Source organism: Bradyrhizobium sp. CCBAU 11386 (genome assembly GCF_028128955.1).
Taxonomy (GTDB): domain Bacteria; phylum Pseudomonadota; class Alphaproteobacteria; order Rhizobiales; family Xanthobacteraceae; genus Bradyrhizobium.
Genome location: NZ_LBKA01000259.1, coordinates 13,944 through 25,824, shown reverse-complemented (window position 1 = coordinate 25,824; position 11,881 = coordinate 13,944). Strand labels below are relative to the sequence as shown.

Below are 11,881 nucleotides of genomic sequence, written 5' to 3'. Positions count from 1 at the left end.
GCCAAATGAGTTCAAACATGAACACGCGCAACACCAAGGTGATGAACCGCTTCGACGTGACCTCGCGCCTGATCGGAAAGCTGAAGCACGAGGAGGCCGTGATCGGCGGCATCGGCAACACCAATTTCGACCTCTGGGCCGCCGGCCACCGCCCGCAGAACTTTTACATGCTCGGCAGCATGGGGCTCGCCTTCCCGATCGCGCTCGGCGTCGCGCTGGCGCAGCCCGAGCGCCGTGTCTTCGCGCTCGAAGGCGACGGCTCGCTGCTGATGCAGCTCGGCGCGCTCTCCACGATTGCGATGTTGAGGCCGAAGAACCTGATCATGATCGTGATGGACAACGGCATCTACCAGATCACCGGCGCGCAGCCGACGCCGGCCGCCGGTGTGGCTGACATCGTCGCCATCGCCATCGGCTCGGGGCTCGCCAACAGCGCCTGGGCTGCCGACGAGGAGGATTTCGAGCGCCTGGTCGAGGAGGCCATGTTGGCCTCCGAGCCGAGCCTGATCGCGGTCCGCATCGACGACAAGCCCGGCGTCGGCACCACAAGGCGCGATCCCGTGCAGATCCGGGAGCGTTTCATGCACGGCCTCGGCGTGCGCGAGCCACTTTAACGTTTCGTCATTAACTACACGACGATCTGATCCGCAGCCCGCGGCAGGCCCGCAAAATCCGTGCTAAGCGGTGCGGATGTCCATTTTGGTTCGTGCCTTTGCCTGGCTGCTCGCCGCCGCCGTTACCTTCGCAACCCTCGGTCCGCCCGGCCTGCGTCCCCATTCCGACCTCGGCCAGGACGGCGAGCATGCGCTCGCCTTCATCCTGGTCGGGCTGGCGTTCGGCCTCGCCTATCGGAAGCGACGCCTGGCAGCGGCGGCCGTCTCGGTCATCCTGATCGGCCTGCTCGAGCTGATGCAGTTCTGGGCGCCGGGGCGCCATGCACGGCTGGAGGATTTTCTGGTCGATGCCGCCACGGCCTGCGCCGGCTTTGCGCTCGCAGCCGCAGCCGATTGGGTCATGACACGCCTACGCGCGAGCGTATCCGTCGCAAGCGAAGGCCCCGCGGAGTGACGCTCCGCAGGGCCCGTTTTCACTCGACGCCTATGATCAGTCGATGATCTTGACGACGCGACGCGTGCGCGGCTCGACGATCACGCGGCGGTCGTTCACGACCGCATAGCGGTACTCGGTGTAGTTCGGCACGGGACGCAGCACCACGGTCGGGGGCAGCGGCTCGCCGACCACGACGCGCTCGTGGATCACGACGGAGTCATCGCGCGGAATTCCGCCCAGGATCGCATTCGGGATCTCCAGGCCGGCGCCGACGGCCGCACCGACGGTGCCGCCGACCATCGCTCCGACCGGGCCACCGATATCGCCGCCCGCGCGTGCGCCGCTCCTGGCGCCTTCCTCGGTCGTCGACTGGGCAAAGGCTGCACTTGACGCCAGCAGCGACGCGGCAGCCAACGAAATCGCAAGACGAGTCTTCATGTTCACACCCTCCAGTGTTTGTCGTGCGCCTTCAACCGCGGGAACGGAGCATTGTTCCGGTTCCCGCGCGACGAAAGACACGCCAAATCTGGAGAGTGTTACTGCGTAACACTTACGCCGCGACGATCTCGTGCCCCGCCATCAGTTCCAGCGCGCGCACCATCGCCGAATGATCCCAGCCCTTGCCGCCATGCGCGGTGCAGGACGAGAACAATTGCTGCGCCACCGCCGTGCTCGGCAGCGACAGGCCGAGCGCGCGCGCGCCTTCGAGCGCGAGATTGAGATCCTTCTGGTGCAGCTCGATGCGGAAGCCGGGATCGAAATTGCGCTTCACCATGCGCTCGCCATGCACTTCGAGAATCCGCGACGACGCAAAGCCGCCCATCAGCGCCTTGCGCACCAGCGCGGGGTTCGCGCCGGCCTTGGATGCGAACAGCAGCGCTTCGCTCACCGCCTCGATCGTCAGCGCGACGATGATCTGGTTGGCGACCTTCGTGGTCTGGCCGTCGCCATTGGCGCCGACATGCGTGACGTTTTTGCCCATCCTGTCGAAGATCGGCTTCATGGTGCCAAAGGCGCGCTCGGGGCCGCCGACCATGATGGTGAGGCTCGCCGCCTTGGCGCCGACCTCCCCGCCCGACACCGGCGCGTCGAGATATTCCGCGCCCAGCGCCTCGATCTTCCTGGCAAACTCCTTCGTCGCCAGCGGCGAGATCGAGCTCATGTCGACGACGATCTTGCCCTTGGAGATGCCGCTCGCGACGCCGTCCTTGCCGAACAGCACGGCCTCCACATGCGGCGTATCCGGCACCATGATGATGACGGCATCCGCCGCCTCCGCGACCTCCTTGCCCGACTTGCAGGCAACGCCGCCCGCCGCGATCAGCTCGGGCGACACCGGCGCAACGTCATGCAGGAGCACGCGATGGCCCGCGGCCAGAAGATGGCCGGCCATCGGCCGTCCCATGGTGCCAAGTCCGATAAAGCCGATGTCGATCATGTCCAAATTTCCTCAGGTCTCGAAGGTTTGCGCCGCGTGCCAGGACAGGCCTTCCAGCGTCGTCGTGCGCGGCTTGTATTCGCAGCCGATCCAGCCGCGATAGCCGATCGCGTCGAGATGGCGGAACAGGAAGGGATAGTTGATCTCGCCGGTGCCCGGCTCGTGACGGCCGGGATTGTCGGCAAGCTGGATGTGGGCGATCTGGGGGAGATATTCCTGCATGGTGCGGGCGAGATCGCCTTCCATGATCTGCATGTGGTAGATGTCGTACTGGATGAACAAATTGTTCGACCGCACTTCCGAGATGAGCTGCACCGCCTGCTCGGTGCCGTTGAGATGGAAGCCGGGAATGTCGAGCGTGTTGATCGGCTCGACCAGCAGCTTGATGTTCTCCCGCGCCAGCGTCGAGGCGGCAAAGCGCAAATTGCCGACCAGCGTCTCGTTGAGCTCGCGCGGATCGGCATTATCGGGTGCGATGCCGACGAGACAGTTGAGCTGCTCGCAATCGAGCGCCTTGGCATAGTCGATGGCGCGGAACACGCCGTCGCGGAATTCGCTGACGCGATCGGGCAGGATCGCAATGCCGCGCTCGCCCGCTGCCCAATTGCCGGCGGGGAGATTATGCAGCACCTGCGTCAACCCGTGGGCCTCCAGCTGCTCGCGGAGCTGCGCCTTGTCGAAATCATAGGGAAACAGATACTCGACCCCGGCAAAGCCCGCCGCCTTCGCCGCGGCGAAGCGGTCGAGGAACGGCATCTCGTTGAAGAGCATGGTGAGGTTGGCGGCAAACTTCGGCATGATGCTGTCCCCCTATTCCGCCGGCTGCAACACGCGCGTGCTTCCGACCTCGTCGAGCGGCAGATCCAGAACCTCCTCGAACTCGACGATGTTGTCGATCTCCGTGCCCATCGCGATGTTGGTGACGCGTTCGAGGATGAACTCGACCACCACGGGCACGCGGTGCTTCGCCATCAGCTCGCGCGCCGTCGCGAACGCGGCCTGCGAGTCCTTGGGATCGGTGACGCGGATCGCCTTGCAACCGAGGCCTTCGGCGACAGCAACATGGTCGACACCGTAGCCGCCGAGCTCGGGCGCGTTGATGTTCTCGAAGGAGAGTTGGACGTGGTAATCCATGTCGAAGCCGCGCTGGGCCTGACGGATCAGGCCGAGATAGGAATTGTTCACGACGACGTGGATGTAGGGCAGGTTGAACTGCGCGCCGACCGCGAGCTCCTCGATCAGGAACTGGAAGTCGTAGTCGCCCGACAGCGCGACGATGTCGCGATCAGGGCACGCCGCGCGCACGCCGAGCGCCGCGGGCAGTGTCCAGCCCAGCGGCCCGGCCTGCCCCGCATTGATCCAGTTGCGCGGCTTGTAGACGCCGAGGAACTGCGCGCCCGCGATCTGCGACAGGCCGATCACGGTGACATAGGTGGTGTCACGGCCAAAGGCCTTGTTCATCTCCTCATAGACGCGCTGCGGCTTGATCGGGACGTTGTCGAAATGGCTCTTGCGCAGCATCGAGCGCTTGCGATCGCGGCAGGCCGCAGGCCACGCCTGGCGCTCGCGGAGCCTACCCGACCGGCGCCACTCCCTGGCAACAGTGACGAAGAGCTCGAGCGCGGCCTTGGCGTCCGAGACGATGCCGAGATCGGGATTGAACACGCGCCCGATCTGCGTCGGCTCGATGTCGACATGCACGAAGGTGCGGCCCTTGGTATAGGTCTCGACCGAGCCGGTGTGCCGGTTGGCCCAGCGGTTTCCGATGCCGAGCACGAAATCGGATTCGAGCATCGTGGCGTTGCCGTAGCGGTGGCTGGTCTGAAGGCCGACCATGCCGGCCATCAGCACGTGATCATCGGGGATCGCACCCCAGCCCATCAGTGTCGGCACGACGGGCACATTGGCAATCTCGGCGAATTCGACGAGCAGATCGGAGGCGTCGGCGTTGATGACGCCGCCACCCGCCACGATCAGCGGCCGCTCGGCCGCATTGAGCATCTCCAGCGCCTTCTCGACCTGCTTGCGCGTCGCGGCCGGCTTGTAGACCGGCAGCGGCTCATAGGTCTCGTCGTCGAACTCGATCTCGGCGAGTTGCACGTCGAGCGGCATGTCGATCAGAACCGGCCCCGGCCGCCCTGAGCGCATCACGTGAAACGCCTGGCTGAACACCCGCGGCACCAGCGCCGGCTCGCGCACGGTCACCGCCCATTTGGTCACGGGCTTTGCAATCGACTCGATGTCGACGGCCTGAAAGTCCTCCTTGTAGAGCCGCGCGCGCGGCGCCTGCCCGGTGATGCAGAGGATCGGAATGGAATCGGCGATCGCCGAATAGAGCCCGGTGATCATGTCGGTGCCGGCCGGCCCCGACGTGCCGATGCAGACCCCGATATTGCCGGCCTTCGCCCGCGTATAGCCCTCGGCCATGTGCGAGGCGCCCTCGACATGCCGCGCCAGGATATGACGGATCGAGCCGCGCTTCTTCAGCGCCGAATAAAGCGGATTGATCGCCGCCCCGGGAACACCGAAGGCGGTCGAGATGCCTTCCTTCTCCAGAATTCGCACGGCCGCATCGATAGCTCGCATCTTCGCCATATCGGACCTCGCCTAGGTTGCGTCAGCGAGCGAGATCATCGGGTGCTCAGAAGCCGATCTCAACGAGATCGGTTTTATTTTCCACGATGCGGCAGCCGTGGAAAAATCGTGGGCGTCTCAAGCAGTTAGATCGAGATATCGGTGAAAGCGATCACTCGAACAGCGGCGCCAGCTCCATCTGCGGCACCAGCACGAGGCCCTTGTCGGTGATGCGAATTTCCGGAATGACCGATAGCGGAATCAGATTGAAGCCCATGTAGGGGATGGTGCAGCCGGCTTCCGCCCATTCCTTCTTCAGCACCTTGACCTCTTCGGCCACCTCCGTGACGCGCTTGTCGGACAGGAGTCCCGCGATCGGCAACGGCACCAGCGCCCTCACCTTGCCGTCGGCGACGACGCAGACGGCGCCCTGGTGCTCCTTGATCGCCGCGATCGCGACCTGCATATCGCCCTCGTTGGTTCCGGCAACGATGATGTTGTGGCTGTCGTGCCCGACGCTGGAGGCGACCGCGCCGCGCTTCAGGCCAAAATCCTTCAGCAGGCCATAGGCGACATTGCCGGCCGATTTGCCGTGGCGCTCGACCACCGTGACGAAGCACAGGCCGTAGCGCGCGAACAGCGACGGCCAGTCCTTGGCCGGTTCGATTCCGACCTTCTCATGGATCAGCGTGATGCCGGGCAGCGCGGTCTTGATGGCGTTGACGGTGCAGGCCTTGGCCGGCAGCTCCGGCGTCAGCTTCATCTTCTCGGGCAGCTTCACGGTCGCATAGGCCGCCTTCGGATATTGGTAGCGCTGCGACAGCGCCTGATCGAGACGCGGCGTGATCTTGCGATCCTCCACCACGAGCTCGCCGCCATACCAGGTGCATTGCGGCTTGAGCTGATCGTCCATCAGCACGAGATCGGCGCGGCGGCCGCCGCCGAGCCCGCCGATATCGCCCTCCATGCCGAAGCGCGTCGCGCCGTGCAGCGAGCCCATTGACCAGGCCTGCTCCGGCGACATCCCGGCCTTCACCGCTTCGCGCACCACCCAGTCGAGGCCGAACAACAGGAGATCGTCGGCGTCGCGATCGTCGGTGCACACGGCGGTGCGCTTATGCGAGGCGCCGAGCTCGGTGATCGTCCGGATCGCCTGCGGCAGCGAGTGCCAGGGCGTCGTCGGCGGGCCGCCGCGCAGGAACACCCAGACGCCGGCGTCGAGCAGATCGTCGGCGATGTCGCGGTCGATGGCCTCATGGGTGTCGGTGACGCCGGACGCCGCATAGGCCGCGACGAATTCGCGGCCGTAGACGTGGCCGGACACCGGGCGCCCGCGCTTCAAGGCGGCGGCTAGGATCGCGTGGCTGCGCTCGTCGCCCATCGTCACTGGTACAAAGTCCATCTTCTCGCCGAGCGCCACCGCCTCGGGCCAACGGTCGAACAGGCCGGCGATCTTGTCGGGCGTGAGGTCGCCGCCCGCGGTCTCAAGCTCCGCCGACGTGGCCGGGACGGTCGACGGCACCGTCAGGAAGATCGAGAGCGGCGCCTCGCGCGCGTCCTCCAGCATCGCCTCGACGCCGGCGACATCCATGACGTTGCCGATCTCGTGGCTGTCGCAGAAGATCGTGGTGGTGCCGTTGAGGAGTGCGGCCTCGGCATAGGCGCAGGCTGTCACCATCGAGGATTCGATGTGGATATGCGGATCGACCAGCCCAGGCGCGATGATGCCGCCGGCCGCGTCGTAGGTCGCGACGCCGCTCCACGCCTTCTTGGCTGTTCCGACCGGCTTGACCGCGGCGACACGGCCGCCCGTAATCCAGACCTCGCGGTTCGCGTGGATGCGCTCCGAATAGGTCGACAGCACCCGGGCCCCCGTGACGACGAGATCCGGGGCGACGCGCGCGGAGGCGACATCGGCCAGACGCCGGGTCATCGCGTGCAGGGGCGAGACGGTAAAGCGGGTAAGTCTGGTCATCGGGACCCTCGCGTGGCGTTACGGCCCAGCGATGGTTACGCCCCGCGCCATAGCGGGCAAGCGCAAATATAACGGCAGGCCCTGCTTACGCCTTAGGCGCCGAGCCGCTTGCCGCCCCCGCCCTTGCAGGTCTGCGCGGGTTCCGCCTTCTCGGCGGTGCTGCGGCAGCGGGCTTGACCCGAATCCGCATCGACCGGCCCTTTGACTCGTCGATCTCGAACGAGTTCGTCTTTCGCACGAGATCGCTCAGCTTGCGGAACCCGAACGTTCTCGGATCGAAATCGGATGCCAGATTGGCGAGCTGCCGCCCGACTTCCCCGAGCGCGACCCAGCCGTCCTCGCTCTCCATCTGGGTGATGACCTTCTTGATGATGGGGGTCGCGGCATCAGGCGGCTGAAGCGATGTCGATCTTGAGGCGGCGTCCTGGGTGGTCGCCGGGGCGGCAAGCAGGTTCTCGGTGTAGACGAACCTCCGGCAGGCCTGCCTGAAGCTTTCCGGCGTCTTCTGCTCGCCGAACCCGAACACATCGACGCCCTGCTCCCGGATGCGGGCGGCCAGACGGGTAAAGTCGCTGTCTGAAGACACCAGGCAGAAACCGTCGAACCGGCCGCTGTGAAGCAGGTCCATGGCGTCGATGACCAGGGTTATGTCGGACGCGTTCTTTCCCGTCGTATAGGCGAATTGCTGCTGCGGGATGATGGCGTGCTTCGACAGGATGTCGGCCCAGCCCCTCGATCGCGCATTGGAGAAATCGCCATAGATGCGGCGAACGCTGGCCTCGCCGATCTTGGCAATCTCCTCGAACAGGCCATCCGCGATCTTTGCGGAGGCATTATCGGCATCGATCAGGACGGCGAGACGGGGCGAGCGAAGTTCCGACGGCATGGCGTTTCCTCAACGGGATGGACGCAGCATTCAAGGACGCGCGCGCCGGGACGGCTAGTCCTCGTTCGCCTTGAAGCGCCCCATCCCCTTCAGCACGAATGGGGCCAGCAGCGCAACCAGCGCGATGCCGAGCAGCGTGGCCGAGATCGGGCTCTGGAGCAGCGTCATGGGATCGCCGAGGCTGATCGCGAGCGCCCTGCGCAACTGGCTCTCGGCGATCGGGCCGAGGATCAGGCCGACGACGACAGGCGCGATCGGAAAATCAAACCGGCGCATCAGGAAGCCGAGCACGCCGAAGCCGGCCAGCATCGACAATTCAACCACCGACGGCTTTGCGGCGATGGTGCCCATGGTCGCGAAGACGAGGATGCCGGCATAGAGCCAGGGCTGCGGGATCGCGAGCAGCCGCACCCACAGGCCGACCAGCGGCAAATTTAGCACCAGCAGCATGCAATTGGCGATGAAGAGACTCGCGATCAGGCCCCACACGAGGTCAGGCCGCTCGGCGAACAGCAGCGGCCCCGGGTTGAGGCCGTATTGCTGGAAGCCCGCCAGCATCATCGCGGCCGTCGCCGAGGTCGGCAATCCCAGCGTCAAGAGCGGTACCAGCGTTCCGGCGGCCGAAGCATTGTTGGCGGCCTCCGGTCCCGCGACGCCTTCGATCGCACCCTTGCCGAATTCTTCCGGGTACTTTGTCAGCCGTTTCTCGGTCGAATAGGACAGGAAGGTCGGGATCTCCGCGCCGCCCGCGGGCAGCGCGCCGATCGGGAAGCCGAACATGGTGCCGCGCAGCCACGGCTTCCACGACCGCTTCCAGTCTTCCTTTGTCATCCACAGCGAGCCGCGCACCGGCTCGAGCTTCTCCTCGGTGTGGTGGCGGCGCGATGCGACATAGAGCGCTTCACCGAGTGCGAACAGACCGACCGCAAGCGTCGTCACCTCGACACCGTCGAGCAGCTCGGGGACGCCGAACGCAAGCCGCGCCTGACCGGTCAGCTTGTCGATGCCGACGAGGCCCAGCGTCAGGCCGATGAACAGGCTGGTCAGGCCGCGGATCGGGGAATCGCCGAAGGTCGCCGACACCGTGATGAAGGCGACGCACATCAGCGCGAAATAATCCTCGGGGCCGAAGCGCACGGCGAAATCGACCAGCCACGGTGCGAGAAAGGCGAGCCCGATCGTGGCGATGGTTCCGGCGACGAAGGAGCCGATCGCGGAGGTCGCGAGCGCCGGCCCGCCGCGGCCGGCCTTGGCCATCTTGTTGCCTTCGAGCGCGGTCGCCATCGACGCGCTCTCGCCGGGCGTGTTGATCAGGATCGCGGTGGTCGACCCGCCATACATGCCGCCATAATAGATGCCGGCAAACATGATCAGCGAGCCGCCGGGATCGAGCTTGTAGGTGACAGGCAGCAGCAGCGCGACCGTCAGCGCAGGGCCGATGCCGGGCAGCACGCCCACGGCCGTGCCGAGGAACACGCCGATCAAAGCATAGAGCAGGTTCATCGGCTGGACGGCGACCGCCATGCCATGCGCCAGCGCGGCGAAGGTGTCCATCACAGCAGTCGCTCCAGGGGGCCGGCAGGAAGGCTCAGCGTCAACAGCCGGTCGAACGCGAGATAAATGAGGGTCGACATCACGAGAGCGATGACGGAATCGACAAGGACGGCTCGGCGTCCGAATGCCGCCGACGTCGTGACGAACAGCGCCGACGTCGCCAGGATGAAGCCGCCGCCGAAGCCGATGATGGCGATCAGGAGCGCAAGGCCGACGAGGAATAAGACCACAGGCACGGGATCGGCGCTCTCACGCGCCGGCAGATTGCCGCGCAGCGCGTCGATGAGATTGCCGATCGCGAGCAGCGCGAGGCCGGTGGCGATCACAACCGGCATCGCCTCCGGCCCCATCCCGTACATCGCGGTGGATTGCAGGCCGCGCGCATCCCAGACCAGCACCGCAGCGAGCACTGCGAGCAATGCAGCGATGACGATGCCGGCGCGATCGACGCGCCGCGGCGGCTGGGCCGGATCGCCTGAGGTCATGACTTGACCAGGCCGACCGATTTCAGCACGTCGGTGACGCGGACCGTTTCCTTCTTCAGGAAGTCGGCGAAGGCATCGCCGCCGAGATAGGCGTCCTCCCAGCCCTTCTGCTTGAGGATCTCCTTCCAGGCGTCGGACTTCACCATCTTCTCGATCGCATCGCTCAGCGTCTTGCGCTGCTCCGGGGTAATGCCGGGAGGCGCGACCACCGAACGCCAATTGGCGATCACGAGGTCGATGCCCTGCTCCCTGAAGGTCGGGATGTCGCTGCCTGCGATGCGCTTCTCCGAGGTCACGCCGATCGCGCGCAGCTTGCCGGACTTGATCTGCCCTTCATATTCGCTCATCCCCGAAATGCCCGCGGTGACCTTGCCGCCGAGGATCGCCGCCAGAGACTCGCCGCCGCCGGAGAACGGGATGTAGTTGATCTTCTTCGCATCGGCGCCGACGGCGCCGGCGAACAATGCCGCCATCACATGGTCGACGCCGCCGGCCGAGCCGCCGGCGAAGGTCACCTTGGCGATATCGGCCTTCACCGCGGCGGCCAGATCCTGCGCCGTCTTGATCGGCGAGTTCGCCGGCACCACGATCACCTGGATTTCCTCGGTGAGGCGCGCGATCGGCGTCACCTGCTCGAGCGTCACCGGCGACTTGTTCATGGCGAGCGCGCCGACCATGACGAAGCCGTTGACCATCAGCTGGTTGCCGTCGCCCTTGGCGCCGTTGACGAACTGCGCGATGCCGACGCTGCCGCCGGCGCCGGGGACGTTGGTGACCTGCACGCTGCGCGCGACGCCCGCGGCGACCAGCGCCTGCTGCATCGAGCGTGCGGTCTGGTCCCAGCCCCCGCCCGGTGCCGCCGGCGCCATCAGCTTGAGCTCGAGCTGCTGGGCGAAGGCAGGCGTGGCTGCCGCAAGGGTCAGCGCGACGGCTGCGCCGACAAGGCGCGCGGGATATCGAAACATGAGGGCATTCTCCAGGCTCGTGCGGACGTTGCTGATCAGCTGCCGCATTGTGTCGTTTGGTCGCATATCAGCCAAAACGGCCGATGCTGTCCAGCGACGGCACCCGTATTCAGCGGGAATTCGGCATCACCCCGCCGAGCGCGACCGTCAGCTCACCGGCGACATCGCGCACAATTTGCCCGATTTCCGGCAACCTGTCGTCGGTCAGACGGCTGGTCATGCCGGAGACGGAGATCGCCGCCAGCGGCTCGGCGCAGTCGTTGTAGACGACTGCGGCAATACAGCGCAGGCCCATGCAGGCCTCTTCGTCATCGATCGCAAAGCCCTGTTTACGGATCTTTTCGAGCTCCTTGAACAGGTCGCTCGGCCGCACGATCGATTTCTCGGTCAGGCGGGGCATGCCGTGATGGCGGATGACGGCACCGACGTCCTCGTCCGAATAGGTCGCGAGCACCGCCTTGCCGACGCCCGATGTCACCATGGCGACGCGGCCGCCGACCTGGGTCAGCGAGCGCATGATCTCGCGGCTCTCCATGCGGGTCAGCACGATGATGAACTCGTCGTCGACGACGGCGAGATTGGCGGTCTCGCGGGTGAGATCGCGCAGCTTGCGCAAATAGGGAATGGCCTGTGTGGAGAAATTGCGCCGCCGGGCAAAGCTGGCGCCCACCGTGAAGCTGCGCACGCCGACATGCCATTTGGATTCGGCGCGGTCGAACTGAACGAAGCGGCGGCTTTCGAGCGTTGCCAGCAGGCGGTGCACGGTAGAGGCCGACAGGCCGGTGCGCACGGCGAGGTCGCTGAGGCGATAGCCTTCGTCGTCTTCGGCCAGCGTTTCGAGGATCGACAGCGCGCGGTCGACGGACTGCACGCCGCCGTCGCGTGCGTCATGGTCGGCCTCCGAAGGAGGTCGAGGCTCGAGCGATTTGCGCCGGATCACGTTCTTGCTCATCG

Annotated in this window: 12 protein-coding genes; 2 read left to right on the top strand and 10 right to left on the bottom strand. The window is 65.8% G+C overall.

The genetic code is table 11. From position 1 onward, the window contains the following. Window positions 1-5 precede the first annotated feature (5 nt). Window positions 6-614, top strand: a complete 609-nt coding sequence (locus XI09_RS40670) for a thiamine pyrophosphate-dependent enzyme (RefSeq protein ID WP_271571937.1) — start codon at window positions 6-8, stop codon at window positions 612-614. A 76-nt stretch (window positions 615-690) separates the two neighbouring features. Then, window positions 691-1,068: a VanZ family protein gene (locus XI09_RS40665; RefSeq protein WP_271571936.1), complete on the top strand. Its 378-nt coding sequence runs from the start codon at window positions 691-693 to the stop codon at window positions 1,066-1,068. A gap of 36 nt (window positions 1,069-1,104) precedes the next feature. On the opposite strand, the gene XI09_RS40660 is transcribed toward XI09_RS40665, so the two are convergent. The 10 genes from XI09_RS40660 to XI09_RS40615 form a co-directional block, all read right to left on the bottom strand. After that, the gene (locus XI09_RS40660; RefSeq protein ID WP_271571935.1) at window positions 1,105-1,488 is read right to left on the bottom strand and encodes a DUF1236 domain-containing protein; all 384 of its coding nucleotides are present in this window, start codon (window positions 1,486-1,488) and stop codon (window positions 1,105-1,107) included. A gap of 112 nt (window positions 1,489-1,600) precedes the next feature. Then, complete coding sequence (locus tag XI09_RS40655; protein ID WP_271571934.1) at window positions 1,601-2,488, bottom strand: 2-hydroxy-3-oxopropionate reductase; 888 nt, start codon at window positions 2,486-2,488, stop codon at window positions 1,601-1,603. A 12-nt stretch (window positions 2,489-2,500) separates the two neighbouring features. Beyond that, a complete protein-coding gene (gene hyi, locus XI09_RS40650; protein WP_271571933.1) occupies window positions 2,501-3,286 on the bottom strand; it encodes a hydroxypyruvate isomerase in 786 nt (261 codons plus the stop codon). Between the two features lie 12 nt (window positions 3,287-3,298). Then, a complete protein-coding gene (gcl, locus tag XI09_RS40645) occupies window positions 3,299-5,083 on the bottom strand; it encodes a glyoxylate carboligase (RefSeq protein ID WP_271571932.1) in 1,785 nt (594 codons plus the stop codon). Window positions 5,084-5,234: 151 nt separating this feature from the next. After that, a complete protein-coding gene (locus XI09_RS40640; RefSeq protein ID WP_271571931.1) occupies window positions 5,235-7,037 on the bottom strand; it encodes an adenine deaminase C-terminal domain-containing protein in 1,803 nt (600 codons plus the stop codon). A gap of 85 nt (window positions 7,038-7,122) precedes the next feature. Then, complete coding sequence (locus XI09_RS40635) at window positions 7,123-7,923, bottom strand: NYN domain-containing protein (protein WP_271571930.1); 801 nt, start codon at window positions 7,921-7,923, stop codon at window positions 7,123-7,125. Window positions 7,924-7,977: 54 nt separating this feature from the next. Then, complete coding sequence (locus tag XI09_RS40630) at window positions 7,978-9,477, bottom strand: tripartite tricarboxylate transporter permease (RefSeq protein ID WP_271571929.1); 1,500 nt, start codon at window positions 9,475-9,477, stop codon at window positions 7,978-7,980. Beyond that, complete coding sequence (locus tag XI09_RS40625) at window positions 9,477-9,962, bottom strand: tripartite tricarboxylate transporter TctB family protein (RefSeq protein ID WP_271571928.1); 486 nt, start codon at window positions 9,960-9,962, stop codon at window positions 9,477-9,479. The genes XI09_RS40630 and XI09_RS40625 overlap by 1 nt, the downstream gene beginning before the upstream one ends. Continuing rightward, on the bottom strand, window positions 9,959-10,927 hold the full coding sequence (locus XI09_RS40620) for a Bug family tripartite tricarboxylate transporter substrate binding protein (RefSeq protein WP_271571927.1): 969 nt from the start codon (window positions 10,925-10,927) through the stop codon (window positions 9,959-9,961). Before XI09_RS40620 ends, XI09_RS40625 begins: the two co-directional genes overlap by 4 nt. 109 nt (window positions 10,928-11,036) lie before the next feature. Continuing rightward, entirely contained in the window at window positions 11,037-11,879 is an 843-nt protein-coding gene (locus XI09_RS40615; protein ID WP_271572162.1) for an IclR family transcriptional regulator, read from the bottom strand. Window positions 11,880-11,881 lie beyond the last annotated feature (2 nt).

Bases quoted from the DNA above. Each gene is read 5' to 3' on its own strand.
- XI09_RS40670 (WP_271571937.1), top strand. From the start codon at position 6: ATGAGTTCAAACATGAACACGCGCAACACCAAGGTGATGAACCGCTTC.
- XI09_RS40665 (WP_271571936.1), top strand. From the start codon at position 691: ATGTCCATTTTGGTTCGTGCCTTTGCCTGGCTGCTCGCCGCCGCCGTT.
- XI09_RS40660 (WP_271571935.1), bottom strand. From the start codon at position 1,488: ATGAAGACTCGTCTTGCGATTTCGTTGGCTGCCGCGTCGCTGCTGGCG.
- XI09_RS40655 (WP_271571934.1), bottom strand. From the start codon at position 2,488: ATGATCGACATCGGCTTTATCGGACTTGGCACCATGGGACGGCCGATG.
- hyi (WP_271571933.1), bottom strand. From the start codon at position 3,286: ATGCCGAAGTTTGCCGCCAACCTCACCATGCTCTTCAACGAGATGCCG.
- gcl (WP_271571932.1), bottom strand. From the start codon at position 5,083: ATGGCGAAGATGCGAGCTATCGATGCGGCCGTGCGAATTCTGGAGAAG.
- XI09_RS40640 (WP_271571931.1), bottom strand. From the start codon at position 7,037: ATGACCAGACTTACCCGCTTTACCGTCTCGCCCCTGCACGCGATGACC.
- XI09_RS40635 (WP_271571930.1), bottom strand. From the start codon at position 7,923: ATGCCGTCGGAACTTCGCTCGCCCCGTCTCGCCGTCCTGATCGATGCC.
- XI09_RS40630 (WP_271571929.1), bottom strand. From the start codon at position 9,477: ATGGACACCTTCGCCGCGCTGGCGCATGGCATGGCGGTCGCCGTCCAG.
- XI09_RS40625 (WP_271571928.1), bottom strand. From the start codon at position 9,962: ATGACCTCAGGCGATCCGGCCCAGCCGCCGCGGCGCGTCGATCGCGCC.
- XI09_RS40620 (WP_271571927.1), bottom strand. From the start codon at position 10,927: ATGTTTCGATATCCCGCGCGCCTTGTCGGCGCAGCCGTCGCGCTGACC.
- XI09_RS40615 (WP_271572162.1), bottom strand. From the start codon at position 11,879: ATGAGCAAGAACGTGATCCGGCGCAAATCGCTCGAGCCTCGACCTCCT.